Annotated in this window: 14 protein-coding genes; 6 read left to right on the top strand and 8 right to left on the bottom strand. The window is 54.5% G+C overall.

The genetic code is table 11. The features are described from left to right. Nucleotides 1-122 precede the first annotated feature (122 nt). Both ACQYWX_RS16270 and ACQYWX_RS16275 read left to right on the top strand, forming a co-directional pair. Nucleotides 123-1,712 (top strand): methyl-accepting chemotaxis protein, encoded by a 1,590-nt coding sequence (locus ACQYWX_RS16270; protein WP_431685550.1) that lies wholly within the window; start codon nt 123-125, stop codon nt 1,710-1,712. A gap of 206 nt (nt 1,713-1,918) precedes the next feature. Next, the gene (locus ACQYWX_RS16275; RefSeq protein ID WP_431685551.1) at nt 1,919-2,314 is read left to right on the top strand and encodes a hypothetical protein; all 396 of its coding nucleotides are present in this window, start codon (nt 1,919-1,921) and stop codon (nt 2,312-2,314) included. Nucleotides 2,315-2,316: 2 nt separating this feature from the next. Here the strand turns inward: ACQYWX_RS16275 and ACQYWX_RS16280 are convergent, their stop codons facing one another. The 4 genes from ACQYWX_RS16280 to ACQYWX_RS16295 form a co-directional block, all read right to left on the bottom strand. Continuing rightward, nucleotides 2,317-3,144 carry a HEAT repeat domain-containing protein gene (locus ACQYWX_RS16280; protein ID WP_431685552.1) on the bottom strand — a complete coding sequence of 276 codons (828 nt, stop codon included), beginning with the start codon at nt 3,142-3,144 and terminating at the stop codon, nt 2,317-2,319. Nucleotides 3,145-3,192: 48 nt separating this feature from the next. Then, nucleotides 3,193-3,639: a GNAT family N-acetyltransferase gene (locus ACQYWX_RS16285; RefSeq protein ID WP_431685553.1), complete on the bottom strand. Its 447-nt coding sequence runs from the start codon at nt 3,637-3,639 to the stop codon at nt 3,193-3,195. Between the two features lie 153 nt (nt 3,640-3,792). Continuing rightward, nucleotides 3,793-4,977 (bottom strand): glycosyl hydrolase family 28 protein, encoded by a 1,185-nt coding sequence (locus tag ACQYWX_RS16290; RefSeq protein WP_431685554.1) that lies wholly within the window; start codon nt 4,975-4,977, stop codon nt 3,793-3,795. A 306-nt stretch (nt 4,978-5,283) separates the two neighbouring features. After that, on the bottom strand, nt 5,284-7,878 hold the full coding sequence (locus tag ACQYWX_RS16295) for a di-heme oxidoredictase family protein (protein WP_431685555.1): 2,595 nt from the start codon (nt 7,876-7,878) through the stop codon (nt 5,284-5,286). Nucleotides 7,879-8,395: 517 nt separating this feature from the next. On the opposite strand from ACQYWX_RS16295, the gene ACQYWX_RS16300 reads away from it, so the two are divergent. Next, on the top strand, nt 8,396-9,100 hold the full coding sequence (locus ACQYWX_RS16300) for a hypothetical protein (protein ID WP_431685556.1): 705 nt from the start codon (nt 8,396-8,398) through the stop codon (nt 9,098-9,100). 121 nt (nt 9,101-9,221) lie between these two features. Here ACQYWX_RS16300 and ACQYWX_RS16305 read toward each other — a convergent pair whose 3' ends face one another. The 3 genes from ACQYWX_RS16305 to ACQYWX_RS16315 all read right to left on the bottom strand — a co-directional run bounded on the left by ACQYWX_RS16305 (nt 9,222) and on the right by ACQYWX_RS16315 (nt 13,465). Further along, nucleotides 9,222-11,099, bottom strand: coding sequence for a hypothetical protein (locus ACQYWX_RS16305; protein WP_431685557.1), 1,878 nt, complete (start codon nt 11,097-11,099; stop codon nt 9,222-9,224). A gap of 155 nt (nt 11,100-11,254) precedes the next feature. Next, the gene (locus tag ACQYWX_RS16310; protein ID WP_431685558.1) at nt 11,255-12,076 is read right to left on the bottom strand and encodes a class I SAM-dependent methyltransferase; all 822 of its coding nucleotides are present in this window, start codon (nt 12,074-12,076) and stop codon (nt 11,255-11,257) included. 72 nt (nt 12,077-12,148) lie between these two features. Continuing rightward, nucleotides 12,149-13,465: a methyl-accepting chemotaxis protein gene (locus ACQYWX_RS16315; RefSeq protein ID WP_431685559.1), complete on the bottom strand. Its 1,317-nt coding sequence runs from the start codon at nt 13,463-13,465 to the stop codon at nt 12,149-12,151. Between the two features lie 440 nt (nt 13,466-13,905). On the opposite strand from ACQYWX_RS16315, the gene xylB reads away from it, so the two are divergent. Both xylB and ACQYWX_RS16325 read left to right on the top strand, forming a co-directional pair. Further along, a complete protein-coding gene (xylB, locus tag ACQYWX_RS16320; RefSeq protein WP_431685560.1) occupies nt 13,906-15,399 on the top strand; it encodes a xylulokinase in 1,494 nt (497 codons plus the stop codon). Between the two features lie 334 nt (nt 15,400-15,733). Continuing rightward, on the top strand, nt 15,734-17,068 hold the full coding sequence (locus tag ACQYWX_RS16325; protein ID WP_431685561.1) for a tyrosine-type recombinase/integrase: 1,335 nt from the start codon (nt 15,734-15,736) through the stop codon (nt 17,066-17,068). Nucleotides 17,069-17,103: 35 nt separating this feature from the next. Here ACQYWX_RS16325 and ACQYWX_RS16330 read toward each other — a convergent pair whose 3' ends face one another. Then, entirely contained in the window at nt 17,104-18,429 is a 1,326-nt protein-coding gene (locus ACQYWX_RS16330; protein ID WP_431685562.1) for a glycosyl hydrolase family 18 protein, read from the bottom strand. A 491-nt stretch (nt 18,430-18,920) separates the two neighbouring features. Between ACQYWX_RS16330 and ACQYWX_RS16335 the strand changes: the two genes are divergently transcribed. Then, complete coding sequence (locus ACQYWX_RS16335) at nt 18,921-19,415, top strand: hypothetical protein (RefSeq protein WP_216738110.1); 495 nt, start codon at nt 18,921-18,923, stop codon at nt 19,413-19,415. The last annotated feature ends 239 nt before the right edge of the window (nt 19,416-19,654 follow it).

The raw sequence follows: 19,654 nt of genomic DNA on the forward strand, positions 1-19,654 counted from the left end.
ACTACGTAGCGCTACGTAGTTTCCAGCAAAAAATTCCGTAGCGCTCCTAACCTCCCAAAATCTGAATACAGGCATATACTTAATTGTCGCGCTCAACTCATGCTGAACGAGGAAGATTCATTATGCGGGTCAACCAGCCTGTCACAGGTCGCAACCTGGAGCTGCCGCCGGACGCTAACATCCTGTCCACCACTACGCCGGACAGCCACATTACCTACGTCAATCCGGATTTCATCAAGATCAGTGGATTCTCAAAAGAAGAATTGGTTGGCCAGCCCCATAACATTGTTCGCCACCCCGACATGCCGCCCATGGCGTTCCAGCACATGTGGCAGACGTTGAAAAGCGGCCGCTCGTGGATGGGACTAGTGAAGAATCGCTGCAAGAACGGCGATCATTACTGGGTCAGCGCCTACGCCACGCCCATCACTAAAGACGGGCGCACTGTGGAATACCAATCCGTACGCACCAAGCCCACCAGAAAGCAGGTGGACGCAGCGGAAGAGCTGTACGCCAGCATCCGCGCCGGCAAAACGCCTTTGGCCTGGAAACTGCCGCGATTGGATGTGCGCCTGAAAATTTCCATATTTTCCACGCTCAGCCTGATCCCGGTGCTGCTGTTCCTCTCGCATATGCTGACGATCAGCGCCGCCGACACCGCCATCATGGGCGCCTCACTGGGCTTGATGAACGTATTATTTATCTATTTGTGGCTGTCGCCATTGCACAAGCTGGTGTTAAAAGCGCGCACTATTTCCGATAACCCGTTAAGCCAGGTGCTTTACACTGGTCGTCACGACGAGTTTGGCGAAATTGAGTTCGCTATGGCCATGGCGCAGGCGGAGACTACCGCTGTCATCGGACGCATGGCCAACGCGGCGGACCAGCTGGAATCCCTGACGGACGAGCTGGTGTCGGAAATCGAGGACTGCAATAACAAAACCAATGGCCAGCAGTCGGAAACCGATCAGGTGGCGGCAGCCATCAACGAAATGACGGCGACCATTCAGCAAGTGGCCGCCACCACACAGGAAGCCGCAAGCGCAGCGGACCACGCAGACCAGGAAACAGCCCAGGGGCAGGAACTGGTCACCAGCACCAAACGCATCATCAGTTCGCTGGCGGATGAGATTCATCAGGCGGCGGAAGTGATTCACGATCTGGACAAACACAGCAAAGACATCTCCACCATCCTCAACGCTATTCAGGACATCGCAGAGCAAACCAATCTGCTGGCCCTGAACGCCGCCATTGAAGCCGCCCGCGCGGGAGAAATGGGACGCGGCTTTGCGGTGGTCGCAGATGAAGTAAGACAACTTGCGTCTCGTACGCAGCAATCCACTACGGACACCCAAAAGATGATCAACTCTCTGCAGGATGGCGCCCGCTCAGCGGTGGCCGCCATGGAGAAAAGCCGGGAGAAAGCCAATAACAGCGTCGACCACGCCCATCAGGCGGCGGAGAAATTGACCGCCATCGGCCGCCGCGTCAATCAGATTTCGGATATCAGCACCCAGATCGCCAGCGCGGTGGAGCAGCAAGGCGCCGTCAGTGAAGGCATCAATAACAGCGTCGTCGCCATCCGGGATACCGCCAGCGCCAACGCCACCGTCGGCCAATACAACCGCAAGCGGGCGGAGGACGTGGCGCAACTCACCTCTGCATTGCAGGAGCTCGCCAAACAGTTCTGGAGTAAACGGCGCCAGTCATAAATTTTGCCTTGTTTTGCTTTATAGCGCTTCTGTTCAAACACTTAGGACGCAAGCCTAAACCAGCGACAATCACCGACATCCGTTCCTCTAACAGATGTCGGCCTTTTACAATCCCTCAGAATTCATCCGCGTTACCTTAACGGCGAGTCGCCTGTTCAACTCAGGCTATACGATATCTGACCGTCACTCATCGCGGAGGAAACACTGTGAAAACATCTCTTATAACAACCGCCCTCAGCTATGCCCAGCTCGGCGAAAACGAAGCCCGACAGTGGATGCTGTTGTCTCTGTTAGACGTCATCCGCGCCGACGCCATTACTGCGGAGCCCGCGGTACAACTGGCGCTGGGCGCCCTGTTGGGCCGTTTTAATGGAGAGATCGACGCCAGACGATACAACGAAGCACAACAGTTTTTCCTGGATTGGATGCGAGACAGCCAAAGCGAACTCGACGAACCGGCTTTGATGTTCGCTAATGCTGTCCGTGTTTGCCTGGAACGTGAGGAACCGTCAGATGGGCTGGAAGATGGACTGGAAGATGCGCTGTTTATGTTCGCTCACTATCTGGATCAAGGGGAGTTCAGCCAGTTCATCGAGGCGTAGATTTACCCTGCGGACGCAGTCAGTTTGCCAAGCGCGCCCTCAATAGACTCTCCAGCTAATCGCGAGACTTCAACGCGCAAGGCGGCCTCCAGCTCAGGAACCGCCTGCTTGACCTGATGCTCGCCCAGTCCAAAGGCGGCGATATCCCTTACAGTTGGGTCCTTATCCTGAAGACGGGCGATCAGCGCGCTTTCGAATAATCCCAACGCCAACTCCGGTATGCTCTCTCGCGGCAATCCCGCCAGGGTTTTGGTCGCTTCCTGGCGCACTTCCGCCTCCTTGTCTTCCATCAGCGGAGCCAGCATCGCCACGATGGCTTCGTCCGGCCAGCGTCCCACTACGCCGCAGGCGACACGGCGCACCGTTTTATTTCCGTTACTCAGTAGCGGAACAAAAGCGGCGCGAGCGCGATAGTCGGCGAAGTAGCGGTGCACGATGTGCGCTAACGCCAGAGCGGTTTCTTTAACAAGTCTGGCTTTGCCTTGGCTGAGCGCGTTAATCAATACGTCGGTGACGCGCGGGTCGCGAATCCAGGCGTAAGTCGCTTTATTCGTCGCCCTCGCCGCTTCTTTGGCGACGGCGGCGACCGCTTTGACGGCGCTGTCGTCAAAAGGCGGCTGTAGCGCCGATTTGAGTGGGCTGAGCTTTGCTTTCAGCGCTTCGTCTATCGGGATCAGCTCATAGTAGGCGTTTTGCAGCAATGGGTTGTCGCCCTGGACGAATCCCTCATGCAGCAGCAGTTCCCGGGCTTCTTCCAATGCGCCCTGCTGCAGCAGGGTTTGGGCTTTTGCGATGAGTTGCGTTTGCTCTGACGCATCCCGTCTTAGCATCAACGTCCTCCTGACGATCTATTCAATGAGTGTTGCGGCGTCTGCGCCTCAGGCGGAATCGATTTTCTTAACCACATGAATCAGGCGCTCCACCTCGGTATATCCCAGAGCGGTGTGCGCTTTCAGGCTGATTTCATTGTTGACCAGCATATCACTGCCGATTTCCCGCAGGCCGCGATCCAGGGCCCATTCTTCGGCGGCGTCCATCAGGCGGCGACCGACGCCCTGGCGGCGATGGGAAGGGAGCACATACCAGCCCTCCACATAGGCGACCGGATGACTGGCGCAGCCTTCGCCGTATGAGCGCAGACCAGCTTCCAAAAAGCCCAGCATGTCGCCGTTATCGTCGATGGCGACAAAGGTAGCGAGGTCCGGCATGCTGAAGTAGGCGTGAATTTCCCCTTCATGTTCCTGCGGCGGGGTTTCCGGCCAGAGTTCCTGACGTAAGGCCAGCCAGTTGGCTTTGTCGGCCTCCATGACGTATCGGATTTTCAAAGGTTTATCTCCCGTGTTCCGCAAGCGTACAAGCAGAGTTTTTCAGGAGCGGCTTTGTTTTGTCAAAGTAATTTTTATCATTTGTTCCCAGGCCGACACGCATCCGCCTGGGAACGGTTGTACAAGAGAGGTCTCAAGCCCTTTCACCGCGCTTCAGTCGCAGCTGCATTCTCCGTCCACGTCCACATCTTTGCAGGAGATGGTTGCGCCGTCTTTGCAGTGCAGTTTTCTCAGCTTCACCGTGCATACGTCGGCGTATTTGCAGTTCAGATCAATTTCGCCGCCATGCACCGATATTTTCTTGTAGGTGACGTTTTCAATGCTGGAACGGGCGTTTTTATCGCACTTGCTGCTGCCAGGGTCGTCACAGTGATCGTTGTGGTAGTCCGTTTTGATCTGGATCGGATTGCTGGAAATACGCTTCACCAGACTGTCTTTGAATTTGATGTTTTCCACTTTGCCGTTAGCGTATTTCTGCATTTTAATGCGCAAGCCGAAGTGTGAGTCCATCACCGTTACATTCTCGACTTCCACATCTTTGACCACGCCGTTCATCGCAATGGAGCCGATTGAAAGCCCATGGCCGTTGTGACAGGTCACGTTGGAGATGCGCACATTGGACGAGTTGGCCTTGACGGCGATGCAATCGTCGCGACTACGGACTTCCGAGTCTTTGATGCTGATGTCGTCCCCGCTGATATCCATGCCGTCCAGGTTGCAGGAGCTTTTTGAGCCGTTATGGTGCGTGTTGACCGTGACGTCCTCAATCTCGATGCCTCCGCGGGAGTGTTCGACATGCAGGTTGAATCCAGGCCCGTGGGATAAAGTAATGGACTTCACTAACAGATTCTTGGAGCCTTGCAGATCCATCATGATGGGCCTGACTTTGCCGTCATAGTCGCCACAGTCCTTGTCGCCCATCCAGGTATTATTGCGACCGTCGATCTCGCCATCCCCGGCAATGACCACGTTTTCCAGATTTTCCCCTTTAAACAGAGGCGGAAACCGCTTCTCGCCTTTGGGTATTGGCGGCCAGTCATCCTTGGAGGGCGCTTTCAGCTTATGCAGAATATACAGATTCAGGTTGCTGCAAAGCTGAATCGGCACATCCTGGCCATCCACTTTGGAGTCCTGATTGTCCATGAAGACGAACTTCTTCACCGAATCTCCCACCGCGCAGCAATTAGCGATAGCGGAAGGCAAGTTGTAGTTATAGTCCGACGCATAACAACACATGTTTCCCTGCTCCGAGCAAACTGGATTTTCATCCGCCTGCGCGAGACCGCTCCACAAGAAAACAACAACAGCGAGTAGTTTTATCCCTATCATCCTGTTCATGATGACTCCCTCTTCCTGCCATTGAGTGTTTGAGGTTGTATCCTTGGAAATGGCGTGTCGTCCTGGGCGACGCGCTCTGTTTCACCTCCTTTCATAGATGGATGAACAAGGCTCTATTATCTCCTCCCCATCTTCGCCACGTCACACATCGATTAGACGCATTGCGCATAAAACGCCCAAGGCTATAGCGGGATTTTCTATGGGGCCAGTCGTAGCCATAAAAACCAAACGGGGAAACACTGCGGCCAAGCTGGCTTGCCAAACCGCAGTGTTTTTAAGGAGAGGTCGCCCCCTCCAAAAGCGTGACTAGAGCGAATTCAGGAAGTGTTTCAGGGCGTCCCGGTCAGCCGAACTTAGCGCCTCATAAGTCTGTCGGCTGCCGGCGGCTTCGCCGTCATGCCAGAGAATCGCTTCGTCCAGGGTTCTCGCGCGGCCGTCATGCAGGTAGCGCACGTTTTCCTGGCCGCCTTGCACAAACTTGAGGCTGCCCAGCCCCCACAACGGCGGCGTGCGCCACATGGACGCCACAGCGTCGCCCTGCGGCAGGGTATCGGCCAGGCCGGCGCCCATATCGTGCAACAGCAGATCCGTATAAGGGTGAATCGTCTGGTTGCGCAGTTCCGCCATCGGATGCGTGTTCCCGGTCTTCAGGGTCGCGGTGTGACAGGCGACGCAGCCCGATTGCGCAAATACGTCTTTGCCCTGACTGATGCGCTCTGGATCAACGTCATGCTCTGGCGAGACCCGAATCCCGTCGGGATAACCACTGCGCAGACTGCGCTGTGCCGGCACGCCTAACAACGCCAGATACTGACCGACGCGATCCATCTCAGCGTTGTCGATATGGGTGTCGGCGGCGTTGTCATGGCAGTCCGTTTCGGTCTTCTGACAGGAGCGCGATGGGTAGGTCGGCGTGGTGACGCCCATGTCCTGCAGAAACGCAGTCCCCACCTGATGACGCAGGCTCAGTTTGGAAGCCTTCCAGCCAAAGCGTCCCAGCTGCACCGCGCCAGTCTCGGGGTTCTTGATCCAGTTGGGCTGACCGCGCACGCCATCGCCGTCCGCGTCATTTTCATCCACGCCCGCGAGAATCGTCGCTTCCGAAACAGCTTCCAGCAGCCCCATGCCGATGACCTGGGGCGCCTGCCGCACGGAATACAGCTCTGGCGTCGGCCCCTGGAAGGCGTAGTAAGGTTTGCGCAATTCAACCACTTCACCGCCATTCAGTTCCTTTGTGGTCACTTCATAGTGGCTGAGATTGACGGCGTAATTCTCCTGCCCGGCGTCTTTGGATTTCTGCAGCACATTGAAGCCATAGAATGGATCAGGCGCTGCGCCGTCTTGAGAGCCAAACGCAGCCGTCAGCACCGAATAGCCTTCCAACGCCTGTCCCGCCTGAGCGGGTTGGCTGCGGCCATTGCTCTGGTGACAGCCGATGCAGCTCTCGTTGTTGTAACGGGGTCCCAACTGGCCGACATGCGCGCTGAACACCGGGTTGGTGTCGGAGAATTCAGAGTGTTTGCCAGATGAGAATGAGGTGTGGAACAGGCGTCGTCCTTCAACAAAGCGCTGGCTGTTCTCGATGCCGATGTTGTTGGCCATCTGCTGGAACATCCGATGGGGTTCTTCTGAGTAGTTGTAGGACACGCTCGCCTGACCGCCCAACAGGGTGTCCGGCGGCAGCGGTTCGGAATCCAGATTAGGAGCGATTCCGTACCAGGGATGCATGCCCTTGCCCACCACATAAAGCTGCTCGAAGGAGTAATAGCGCTCTCCGCCGCCGTCGATCACGGGCGTCAGCAAGCGCGGCGCCGGAGCCAGCTCGATCTTATCACCGACTCGCAAGGGGCTATGCGGCGAGGTGCGCCAGTTGGAATTAAAATCCATCATGCATTCGCGCTTACCTGCATGACAGATAGGCTGTCCGCCCTCATTGGGATTGTTGAAGCCGTAGTTGAGGGACCAGCCGAAGTCTTTCACGTTCGGATTTTCGATGTTGCGGAACAAGCTGAAGGTCGTGCCGCGGAAGGTATTGGCGTTCACATGCAGCCAGACTTCAATCTTATCGCCGCCGGCGGGAACCGAGTCGTGAATCTCCAATCCGAAGGTGCGGTTCTGGAAGTAGAAAGGCGGGAACGTGAGATAACGCCCCGGCCCCTGATCCGGCGCATCCCAGGGCTCGCCCCGTTCACGGGCGTGGCGCTCGGTGGGTCGGGCTCCCATCAGGGTGACCAGCGTACCGTCCGCATCCACATACTGAATCCGTTCCAGCACCTCTGTGCCTTTGGGATACAGCGGTGCGAAGGCGGCGGGCAGGTTATCTGGCAAATCGGGTTCATCCGGCTCGTCGGGACCGTTTGGATCACCAGGGCCATCAGGTTCATCTGGATCGTCCGGCCCTGACAGCGGCGTTCCGTAGACCTCCAGGTCGAAAATGGAATATCCCCAGGCATTGCCGCGGCTGCGCTGGGTGGCGAAGATTCGCACGTAGCGATAGTCCCCGCTGACATCCACCGTATCGGTGCGATCACCGAATACGCCGCCGCTCTGGGCGGAAAGCCTGGTCCAGTTTTCGTTATCGTTAGAGCCCTGGATTTCGTAGGTTTCCGGGTTCGCCGCCTCCCAGTCGATGACGACCTGCTCCAGGCTGGTCGCTTGCCCCAGATCCACGGTCAGCCAACTGGGCGACACGCCATGATTGGATTCCCAGCGGGACCGGCTGTCCGCATCCACGGCCAACCTCGCCTGGCGCAGCTCCGTGCTGGCGAACGTGTTTTTACCCGCCGCCAGATTGACGGCGGCCTGCGCGGCGGGAAATGACGACGCCGCAGCGGCGACGCCGATAAGTGTTCTGGCGAGCTTGCGCCGAAGCGCATTGTGGCACGAATCATTCGTATACATATTGACCTCCTTTTAACGCTCCCGTTCTTTGTTTTTTTCTAAGTTGTCTGAGTCTGGGCATAAAAAATTCACAGCGGTAGTTAAGTGATAGCCGAACAAATGACAACGCTTTCATTTAGATCTCAAGCGCTACAAAAAACAAATACAATACCGGCTTAAATTAATATATTTTTGGCATCTCTTGTGTCGCCAGTCAGTATTTGAACGCTTTCAAAATGTAAACGCTTACACAAGACAAAGCTAACAACCCGCCATATCTCAAACAATCGCCCGAACGGACGAGAAAGCGGAAGTCTCACGGCCAATAAGCCACTGATCTTAAAAGGACAAATAACACTCACTCAGATATTGCATTCTTCATCACCCTACAAAAATGCAATGCGAAGAACTGGCCGGCGAACGGTTTATAAATCGCATTATTTAAAGCTGAAATTAATCGCCATGAGAAATTAACTAGACCCAACAAAACAGGACAAAATGTTTCGTTGATAGGTACAAGGAAAAGAAAGGAAGAAATATGTGGAATGAACTGGAAAGAGTGATGGCCTCACTTAGAAATACAACGCCTCTGTATACCACGCCCTACTTTGTAGATATCCCCGGCTCTACGTCGAAGGGCCAACGCGCCATCAAAATTGAGGCCTCGGAATCGCCGCTTCGTTTCAATTTTGTGCTCGGCGATGGAGCCAACTCCAGAACCGTAAAGTGGTTGCCATGGGAGGAAGGCGGCGTCACCAAATTGAAGCTGAACCGGGAAGGCGCCGACTATTGGTTCGTCACCGCCGCGTTGTCCGGTTGCTCTGTTGGTTTTGATCGTAACAAAGGCGAAGTCTTTCACCTCAACGGCGGCTACAGCGACATACCCGCCGACTTACGCCAGACCAGCGATTTCCTGTGTCCCCTGCAAAGCGCCACCGGATTAACCCTGGACGCCTGGGCGCAAGGCGCCGGCGTGCGCTCCAATGCGAACAGCAATATCACCCAATACGGCTCCATAAGACGCAAAGACGCCGTCCCCGCCCGCCCGGCAAAAACCACGGGTCCCGCATTCTTGCGCAGAGCCCGCCCAGCCGAACCCGCCAAATACATGACCGACATCGCCCGCGCCACCGTCATCGGCCGGGTAAGCGGCGGAACCCTCACCCTCGCCTACCAGGACATCTCCGAACAAGGCAAACAACTTTACCCCTGGTATGAAATTACAACGGCTGTGTTGGCCTAACGGAGAGAACGACAGGAGCATTTGAGCAAGTCGGATAAGCAAAGCGTTATCCGGCTTCTTGCTCTCCCAACGCTCAGAATTGTCGGAAGGCGCATCGCCGCCCGAAAATTCTACTTCTCCTTTATAGTAAAGGCTTATTACGAATGTTCATTTTATAAACATAATGTCCAACTGCAGGTAAGTCACGCGCTCCGAGGTGCCTCTCTCCACTCCCAGTTGTCTCCGTATGCCAACGAAATAGTATTAAGGCGGCGACAGGTTTAGGAATACCAGTCCAGGAAGCTGGCTTGGATGCTAAATGTTCAAAAATATTCAAGGCCTCAATCATACTTGTCTCAGTATCAAGGGCATTATTAAGAGGCGCTGGAATATGGGTTTGAGGATACAAAATGAGCTGTTGGCCTGCATGCATCTTGCTTGATAACTTCATTATATAGCTATCCTCTCTTCCGTAAATTGGCGCCCCATTACAACTCAAAAACTGGCCATAACAATTAAACCCAACCCAGTCCAAGGAAGCAGGCACAATATAGGTTTCTCTTTTTATAGTATCAAAAGAATAATTTAGAGCCACATTTACACCTGGCCACATAAGGTGAATACGAAGCGCACCCTTATTTATATATTCAACAATTTGACCACCAGATCCAAACCCTTTTGCTTTATATTGCACATACGGCTCATCCAATGGAAACATAGCGACAACCGTATCATTTAGATCATACTTGTTCATCTGATCTTTCAAACGCCACAGGCATCTGTCTAGCTCCAAGTCTGAAAATAGGCCTTTCACCTCATCAAACATAATATTAGTTAAGTGCAAAGCAACTTTCTTTCCCTTTACTTTCGCTTCAACCACCTTAGCCAGATAACCTGTCCATATCGCCTCATCGTAAATATCTGAATAGCATTTAGAACCACCATCCCCAACGCCGTGGTCGACAACTATCAAATCTGACTGATCATCAACCTCATCAATAAAGGATTGTCCAATTGCCGAGTCAAAATATCCTAGATAATAGTTTCTTCTTTCCGGATTGGAATATAGCCTCTCGTATATTTTCGAAACATGTTCCTTAACTATAGGTAAGTCTTTCACACCAACGTGACTAAATCCATTCAGACTATTTTCCGAATTCCAACGAAATAGAATCAAAGCTGCTACTGGCTTTGAAAGGCCATTTGAGAGCATTGGTTTAGAAGCCAGGAGTTCAAACGCAGATAGCGAGTTGACAATGCTTCCCTGAGTGCTTAGTGCGCCAGAATGAGGTGTTGGAATGTATGCTTGCGGATAAAAAACAAACTTTTGCCCGACGTGCATTCTCTTAGATAATATACCAGCATAGCTGTCTTCCCCACCATAAATTGGTCTGCCATGACAGTCTGAAATGGGGCCATAACAGCTAAACCCAACCCAATCAACTGAGCTGGGAATGAAGAAGTCACCCGTGTTGATTGTTTCAAATGAATAATTTATAGCGACATTAACCTTATTCCACATCAACTGTATACGAAGCGCTGCCTTATCAATATATCCGATAATTTCACTTCCAGAAGAGAATCCTTTTTCGGAAAATCTCAAATAAGGTTGATCAAGCGGAAACATCGCAACAACAGTATCATTTAGATCATATCGATTAAGCTGATCCTTTAATCGCCACAGACACCTATCAAGCTCCAAGTCCGAAAAACGTCCTTTAGCACCATCAAAAATAATATTCGTCAAATATATGGCAACCTTTTTTCCAAGACTTTTAGCTTTCACAATTTTACTTACATAACCAGACCAAATCTTAGTATCATAAAACTCCGAATAACATCTACTTTCATCGCCACCCACACCATGATCGATTACAATCAAGTTTGTTTGGCCACTTAGTTCTTCGATATCATTTTCACCAATTGCGGAGTCAAAGTAGCCTAGATAATAGGGTTCAGCCATAACTGAACGGGTCATAAAAAAAAGGAAAGCCAGATAAAAAACTACTGAAACTCGCAACTTGAAGCTCCTGATCAATAAGCCTAAAACTGTCCATTCTAATAGAAAGGCGCAAACTCCCAGCTTTACGCAGGGGCGCGGGAGTCTAACATATCGGATGATTAGGTCTAGCAGGATATGAAGCCCGCTCTAGGTTATTGAAGTTAACTTACAGATTAGACACTTGGCCTACCTAACAGGTTACTGATATGCCCCCGGATCGCCCAGGCTTTTGCTTTTAAGGGGATGGTTCCATCTGGTTGTATGGGGATTGTTTCTCTTAATTTGTCCGCTATGGCGTTTCTTAGGTCGGCCGAGAGGGAAGCGATGTAGGCCGGGGCGGGTCCGGTTGCGCCGAGGAAGGGGAGCCAGTAGTCGTCGAAGTGGGTGAAAAGGGTGGGAATTTCCACGGCTTCACATTGGATGTCATCAAGGCCGGCTTTGGTGAACAGTTCGATGAGTTTCTCGGGATGACAGAGAGGGAAACGGTAGCCTTCGTCCAGTTCTTTCGCGGCGTGATCTTGCGCTGTCGCCGCATCCCAGAAGTAGCGTAGAAACTCCATTCCCTGCGCGTAGTCCCATACGCAGGCGGAGACGATAGCGCCGGCGGCGGCGATGGTCTGCATTTCGCGAATAGCGGCGTCGGTATCCGGGAAAAAGTTCAGTGCGAACATGGAAGCGACGCAGTCAAATCCTTCAGGACGATGTGGCAGATTCCCTACTCCCGCCGCTATAAATGACGCCGGCGCCTCCAACGTCTGTTCTCGGGCGAAAGCGATAAAGGGTTCTGCGGGATCGCAGCCGAGGACAGAGGCAGGTTGGGCGACATTGCAAATCGTACGGGTCAGGGCTCCCGTACCGCAGCCTACATCCAGCCAGTGCAGTCCAGGCGGCGCATTCAGCCAGGACACGTATTCTAAGGCGATGCGTCGGCTCCAACGCCCCATGAATGCTTCATAACTCGACGCCGCCGCCCATTTGTCATCCGTATTCGCCATGGCTTTTCACGCCTCACGCAGCACTTCAAGGTCGCTCCAAAGATGTCCCCGCAACGAAGCAGGACGTTTCACTTATGACTCGCTGGAGTTGTCCACCAGATCACCCACTACTTGGGAGACGTATTCCGCGCCTTTGAAAATTTCCTCGATGATTCGGGAGGCTTCCGCGATCAGGTCCGCGTTCTTGCCGGCCTGTTTCGTCACTTCGACCATGCTGTCGCCCGCCTGCAGCACCAGTTGGTTATTGCGATCCACCATCTGGTTGATTTCCTCCGTCGATTTGGTCGTTCTGCCCGCCAGAGAGCGCACTTCATCCGCCACCACGGCGAAGCCCCGGCCATGCTCCCCTGCTCGCGCGGCTTCGATAGCGGCGTTGAGGGCCAGCAGGTTGGTCTGTTCCGCGATGGATTTGATGGTGGTGACAATGTTGGAAATTTGATTGGATTGCTCGTTCAGCTCCTCCACGAGTTTGGCTGAACGTCCGATATCCGTGGATATCTTCTCGGAGTTGGCCAGATTTTCCCTGAGGATACGCGCGCCTTTCTGGGAAACCTGCGCGGTTTCCACGGAAGTGCTGTGGGCGACTTCAGCGGCCTTCTGAACCGCTAACTGGCGTTCAATTCTTTCCGTCACGTCGCTGGCGACCTTGGTGATTTTGACCACCTTGCCCCTATGATCGAATACGGGGTTATAGGTCGCTTCTATCCAGACGGAACGCCCCTGCTTGCTGATGCGGAGAAACAAGCCGTTTTTGATTTCGCCGTTCGCCAGCTCGCGCCAGAAATTGGGATTTTCTCTGTAGAAGTCCTCCGGGCAGAATATCTCGTGATGTTTGCCCTTGATTTCCTTCAGGTCGCCATAGCCGAGCGCTCTGATGAAGTTTTTATTGGCGTTCAAGATGGTCCCGTCCGGCTTGAACTCAATAACTGCATTGGAGCGATCGATGGCCTTGATCAAGGCCTGATTATCCGCAGACTGCTGATGATCTTTGGTGACATCGTTGGCCACCTTCATGACGCGCATTACCTGTCCGTCCTGAACAATGGGGATATAGGTCGCCTCCAGCCACACATCCGAACCGTTTTTGTGTCGACGTCTGAATGTCCCCCGCTTGGTAACGCCCTTGGCCAGATCGGCCCAGAACTGGCGATATTCCGGGCTATCGACAACGTCCTCTGCGCAGAAAATGCGATGATGTCGCCCAATGATCTCGTCCAGCTTATATCCAACACTCGCCAGAAACAGTTCGCTGGCGTCAAGAACCTCCCCGGCGGGCGTGAAATAGATGGTGGCGCAGGACTTCGCAATACTGCCCAGTTCAGCTTGCAACGCTTTGGCCAGATTGTGGGCGTCGTGTTGTTGCTGTTTGTTTTTCTTGGTTGAGAACATATAACGCCATACCTCAAATAATTGACCTAACGTTCAGTTTGTATGCAACGGCGGACACTTCAATCATAGAACAAACCGTCATCTTTGGTAGGCCGCCCATTCGCGCAGGCCGGATGAGCGGGGCCAACGGCGAAACTCTTTCCGTGAGCCGTACAGTATTTATACGAGGCGCTGCGGTGAGCGGACCTTCGCCGTCGGAAGGCGCTGCGCTTTTCCAACCTACCTGGCTATAGGTCGTTTCTTCTTTGTAGGTTGGATAAGCGCAGCGCCATCCAACAAGCGACTATCCAACAAGCAGTCCCCCAACAAACCGCCACCCAACAAGCCGCCGTCCATCTGCGTCCCGCATTCGCAATTGCCGGCGGGTTCGGCGTACACTCCCTGTCATATTGTCCGTGGCCGATCAATGGCTTGCAGCCGGAAACCGAGGAGAATCAGGTATGTACGTAGGCGTGGATTGTGGGACTCAGGGAACCAAGGTGGTGGTGCTGGACCCGGAGCGGGAAGTCATCCTGGGAGAGGGTTACGCGCCTCATGCGCTGATCAGCGACGCCAATGGCCGCCGCGAGCAACATCCCGACTGGTGGACGCAGGCCTTCATCGACAGTTACCGGCAGGCGCTTGAGCGCTCTGGCGTCAACAGTCGTCATATTCGCGCTATCGGCGTATCCGGACAGCAGCACGGACTGGTGGCCTTGGACTCTCGTGGTGAGGTGATTCGGCCAGCGAAGCTCTGGTGCGATACAGAAACCGCGCCACAAAACGCGGCGTTGCTGGAGCAGATGGGTGGGGAGCAAGGCTCTCTCGAACTGCTGGGTTTGACGCTCGCTACCGGCTACACCCTCTCCAAGCTGCTCTGGCTGCGTCAACATGAGCCGGACGCCTTTCAACGCATCGCCCATATTCTGCTGCCTCATGACTACCTCAACTACTGGCTGACCGGCGAGATCGCCGCCGAGTATGGCGACAGCTCGGGGACCGGGTATTTCGATATCCGCACTCGACGCTGGGTCCCGGAAGCCCTCGAACTCATCGCCCCCGATGGACGCCTGGCCAGCGCCTTACCGCCGTTACTGCAGGCGCAGCAGCCCGTAGGCAGGGTCAGCCCCGCCATCGCCCGCTTGCTGGGTCTGTCGGATAACGTGTTGGTGGCCAGCGGAGGCGGCGACAACATGATGGGCGCCATTGGCACAGGCAATATAGATGAAGGCGTGGTGACCCTCAGCCTGGGTACTTCCGGCGCGCTTTACGCCCATTCAAACCGGCCGCCAAAACAAGGACACCCATCCCTGGCGGTATTCTGCTCCTCCAGCGACGGCTGGCTGCCCCTGATATGCACCATGAATCTGACGGCGGTGGTTAACCAGGTGCGAGGTCTGTTCGGCTACGATCTGGACCGCTTCAACCAGGAAGCGGCGCAAGCGCCCATCGGGGCTCAGGGCGTCACCCTGCTGCCGTTTCTCAATGGCGAGCGCGTGCCGCCGCTTCCCGATGCGACAGGCAGCTTATTGGGCCTGAACATGCAGAACCTGCAACCCGCCAATGTTTGCCGCGCCGCGCTGGAAGGGGTCACCTTTGGGCTGCGTTACGGCCTGGACCTTTTGCGGACATCCGGCATCCATTGCCAGGAAATCAGATTGATCGGGGGCGGCTCGAAAAGCCGGTTATGGCGTCAAATGGTGGCGGACATGATGAACGCCCGCGTCATTTGCCCCCAGGTTGGCGAAAGTGCGGCACTGGGCGGAGCGATTCAGGCGGCCTGGTGTGACGCGCACGCCCATGGCGACGGCATCCGTCTGCATGACCTGTGCCGGCGCTTTGTGAAACTGGATGAAGACGCCGCCGTGTCGCCAACACGGGAAGCCGTGGAGACATACGAGAGCGCCTATAAGTTGTACAGAACAAGATTGGCGACTATACACCCAATCGCCTAACCACCAGTTTCATTCATACTTTAAGTTTCCAGCTTATCTATATGTTTATAAAGCAGTTATCTTTCAACTTTGAATTGTCGCCGTTTCATCATTCCGCTATGCTTGCTCTTTCCCTATTGCAAAGGCAAGCATAGCCATTGGGGCGCTTAACCCCGCCCAATCACCGTTCCCGCGCATGGATAAGGAGTATTTATGCCATTTGATGAAAAATCGTACTGAGAGCCTTGGGCGTCATAGCGCTTTTCTCTCACTCAGAACTTTACATAAAACATTAAATATCAATCTTATATTATTGTTTTTAAATACAAACAAAACATAACCGTTACCCAAAGCCATGTCCGCTCCCGACTTTCCAGCTTTCCCCCTCTTTGACGCCCACCGCGAGTTCGTCAAGCTGCCTCTTGGCCTCGCCATGCTGGACGACTACCCGGACAGCAGACAATTTCTCGCTCGGCTTAAGGAAACCATTCCCGGCGTCAACGAGGACTTCATCAGCGCCCAGCGTTTTCTGAAGAGTTACTCCCGCAAAAGCGAGAAGACTTTCACCAGTTTCCGCAATGAGGTGGAGCGTTATCTGTTGTGGGCCTGGACGGTGGAAGGCAAAGCGGTGTCTCAGCTCCGCCGCTCTCATATTGAGAATTACTTCGACTTTCTGCACGCCCCGCCAACAGGCTGGATTGGCTCCGGCAGCGTGCGCCGTTTTGAGTTTATTGGCGGACAGGGCCTGTTTCGCAGCAATCCGCTGTGGCGGCCTTTCGTGATACGGGAGGCGGCGCGTTCGACCAACGACCCCAGGCCGGACAGCAAAGACGCCGCCTCTTCGGCGAAGAACGATAAGAAGGACAAAAAAGACATTCTGCAGCCGGAAAAGAAAGGCTATCGCCTGAGCAACAGCGCCACCGCCCTGGCCTATTCCGCCATCAGCGTGTTTTATGATCATCTGGTGCAGGAGGACATCGTTCTCGGCAACCCTATCCCTGGTATCCGCAAAGCCTCACCCTACCTGATCAAGGACGCGCAAGTGAAACAGATCAAGCGCCTGTCCGAGCTGCAGTGGGAGTATGTGCTGGAGACCCTGAAGGAAAAAGCCGAGGAGCAGCCGAGCTATGAGCGCACTATCTTCATTATCGCCTGCCTGAAATCTCTGTACCTGCGTATCTCCGAACTCTCCGACCGCCCTAAATGGACACCCATGTGGGAGCATGTGTGGAAGGACCATGACGGTAACTGGTGGTTCAAAGCCTTCGGCAAAGGCCTAAAGATTCGCGACGTCTCTGTTTCCAGCGCCATGTGGGAGTACATCCGTCGCTACCGCGAGCATCGCGGCCTCACTGCGTCGCCTTCGCCCGGCGACAAGGAGCCGTTGTTACAGAAAATGCGCGGCGGCGGCGGGCTCACCAGTCGACAGATCGCCCGTTTGGTGCGGGAGGCCTTTGAACTGGCCTATCACCGTATGATGAAAGACGGTTTCGAGAATGACGCCAAGGAGCTGCGCAAAGCCACCACCCACTGGCTGCGCCACACTGGCGCGTCCCAGGACATCGCCAACCGTCCGCTCAAGCACATGGCGGACGACCTCGGTCACGCCAGCATGGGCACGACCGACCGCGTGTATATTCAGTCTGATATGAAAGAGCGAGCCGCCACCGGCCGCTCGCGCAAGGTTTAGAGGCCTTTATTTCAAGGCCTCAGGACAACTCAGGCTTAATTGCTCTTGCTGACCTTGAACCAGTTGATGTTCCAGCCCCCGGACAGCGCCTTGATACCGAATTGCAATTGTCCGGCGGGCAGGTTCACTTTGTGCTGCACCGTACGCCAGTTCTGCCAGGCTCCGGTGGCGGGAATCGACAGGCTGCCATAGACCGGACTGCCTCCGGCTTTCTCCAGTTGCAGTCTGCCGCCGCCATTCAGGCTGGCTACCCGGTATTCCACAGTGTAAGTCCCCGCCTGGGGAATGTTCACCGCCGCGTAGGACATCCAGTCATTGGCGTCGATATAACCGACATTCTGGCCGCCGCCCGCGTCGGTGGTGGGCTCCACCTGCACGCCGCTCATATAGGTGTAGTTCTCCGCCTGAACGGTGATGCCGCCAGGGGTCGGGGGGTTACCGCCGTCGACAGTCTCCCAGATGGTTTTCATCAAAGAGGTATCGTCACGGGTATCCTGGGAAATTTCCCAGAACATGACGCCGCCCGCTTCGGATAGCGCCAGCTCGGTCTTCGCCCGGATAGTCGGCTGCCCGTTATAGTCGAGGCCGCCAGCGTCGTCCCGTTGCGCCGCGCCGGCGCCGTAGCGGGCGATCACGTCTTTATAGGCCACCCAGTCTTTATGGGAATAAAACGGCACGCCCAGCACCGCTTTGTGCTGAGGCAGGCCTTCGTTGAATTTCCAGTGAGTCAGCGCGTTCTGTGCGTGTTGATAGGTGGAATGCGGATACCCCAGGTCGTACACCATCAGGTTGAGGAAATCCACGCTGTTGATAACGTCTGCGTCCACGCTGCCGGGAAAGTCCGACGCAGTGACCGCCGCAGTCAGAATCTTGTTGCGGCTGTGCAGCGCCGCGCCCAGCTCCCGCATCAGAGTTTTGAAGTTATTGGCTTCGGCGCCAGCTTCCGGGTATTCCCAGTCCAGATCCACGCCATCCAGGCCGTAGGCGTCCACCATGTTCATCAGGTTGCGGATAAAGTTGGCGCGACTGCCGCTGTTGCCGGACAGCGCGGCGAAAGCGGAATCATCGCCGTTATTCCATCCGCCCACGGCGATCTGCACTTTCACCCCGGCGCCATGGGCGCGCTGCACCAGCGTGCGCAAGCGCTGCTCCCCGCCTTCGAGAGGCTGCAAGCCGCCATTGGCGGTGGGTATGGCGAAGGAATAGTTGATGTGGGTGACTTTATCGTAGGGGATGCTGTTTACGTCCCCCTGCCAGGTTGGAAAGTATCCCACAACTTTGAATTCAGCCATCGCCGGCGCGGCGATCATGGCGGTGGTCAGCGCGACTGCCGATGCAATGTGTTTGAGCTTGATAGCCATAATTATCACCTGTCCTTTTAAGGTCATGTTTGTCGTGCTGGTCGGATGGAAGGCGCTTGCGGCGTATTTTTCGGTTTTAGTATTAGCTTTTGATTTCTGCTGATCGCCCGAGTTTATTGAGAGAGCGACAATGCAAGCGCTTTCATAACATACTCAATCATTACGGATAAGGTAATCACTCAAAAAGCCTATAACCGGCATAAGTCAGGCTCGTTTCACCGGTATTTGCAGATCCCCTTCTGACAAATAAAAGACGCTTAAAGCATCAAAAGATCCAGCGGGAAAAATGCGTAATTCTTTCAACAGTTTTTGCAAGGCTTACGCTCGGACCTTTTGTAACCGGTTCTTTTTACTGACAAAAAAAATACCCTGTGCGGCCCTCGCCCCTTTGAATTCAAGGTTTGTAAGAGGTTGGCCCAGCGATTGCTCAAGCCTTATTGACAGTATGAGTAGTAAACCTTCAAACAGGATATTGATTAGAGGAAATGACCATGAGCGACGTAATTACAGGTATGTTTAAAGTTCCCACTAACGCCAGCGCGGCGATTCATATGTTGGAATACAAAGGGATCAAGTCAGATGACATCTCACTGGTGACCAACAGCAACTTCACCAAAGACAGCTTCGCCCTGACCGAGCACAGCAAACTGCCGGAAGGCGTGGCGGTTGGCGCAACCACCGGCGGCGTACTGGCGGCGGTGGCAGGCGGCCTGACCGCAGTGGGCGCAGTCGCTACAGCGGGCGCAGGCCTGTTGGCGGCAGGCCCCTTCGTCGCAGCCCTGGCGGCGGGCGGAGCTGGCGGCGCTGTAGGCGGTCTGATCGGCGGAGCCATCGGCCTGGCGATCCCTGAGCACGAGATCAAATACTACGAAGACGCCATCAAAAAAGGCGCTGTCCTGGTCGGCGTCCGCTACACCAGCGACACCAAGGACATGATCAAAGACGTGTTCAAACAATTTGATGCGGACAAAATAGCCACCGCATAAGCGCACGGCACACAGGCTTTTGGGAATTTCTTGAAGTCTGTGTGCGCTTTTTTTTCTTTTCGGAATCGATCATTCCCGCGTAACCATCATAGGCTTCATCGGAAATCGCCAACCATTCAATTGGGTTTGGTATGTCACCGTACCCCAGTTTTTCACCACACTTACAGTTAATTGAAGGCATTTAACCTACCTATAACGACCACTGGACTATTTCTCCGCTCTCTGGTCCATACATTAAC

The organism is Hahella sp. NBU794 (assembly GCF_050749805.1).
In the GTDB taxonomy this organism is placed as follows: Bacteria; Pseudomonadota; Gammaproteobacteria; order Pseudomonadales; family Oleiphilaceae; genus Hahella.

Bases quoted from the DNA above. Each gene is read 5' to 3' on its own strand.
- ACQYWX_RS16270 (WP_431685550.1), top strand. From the start codon at position 123: ATGCGGGTCAACCAGCCTGTCACAGGTCGCAACCTGGAGCTGCCGCCG.
- ACQYWX_RS16280 (WP_431685552.1), bottom strand. From the start codon at position 3,144: ATGCTAAGACGGGATGCGTCAGAGCAAACGCAACTCATCGCAAAAGCC.
- ACQYWX_RS16290 (WP_431685554.1), bottom strand. From the start codon at position 4,977: ATGAACAGGATGATAGGGATAAAACTACTCGCTGTTGTTGTTTTCTTG.
- ACQYWX_RS16295 (WP_431685555.1), bottom strand. From the start codon at position 7,878: ATGTATACGAATGATTCGTGCCACAATGCGCTTCGGCGCAAGCTCGCC.
- ACQYWX_RS16300 (WP_431685556.1), top strand. From the start codon at position 8,396: ATGTGGAATGAACTGGAAAGAGTGATGGCCTCACTTAGAAATACAACG.
- ACQYWX_RS16310 (WP_431685558.1), bottom strand. From the start codon at position 12,076: ATGGCGAATACGGATGACAAATGGGCGGCGGCGTCGAGTTATGAAGCA.
- ACQYWX_RS16315 (WP_431685559.1), bottom strand. From the start codon at position 13,465: ATGTTCTCAACCAAGAAAAACAAACAGCAACAACACGACGCCCACAAT.
- xylB (WP_431685560.1), top strand. From the start codon at position 13,906: ATGTACGTAGGCGTGGATTGTGGGACTCAGGGAACCAAGGTGGTGGTG.
- ACQYWX_RS16325 (WP_431685561.1), top strand. From the start codon at position 15,734: ATGTCCGCTCCCGACTTTCCAGCTTTCCCCCTCTTTGACGCCCACCGC.
- ACQYWX_RS16330 (WP_431685562.1), bottom strand. From the start codon at position 18,429: ATGGCTATCAAGCTCAAACACATTGCATCGGCAGTCGCGCTGACCACC.
- ACQYWX_RS16335 (WP_216738110.1), top strand. From the start codon at position 18,921: ATGAGCGACGTAATTACAGGTATGTTTAAAGTTCCCACTAACGCCAGC.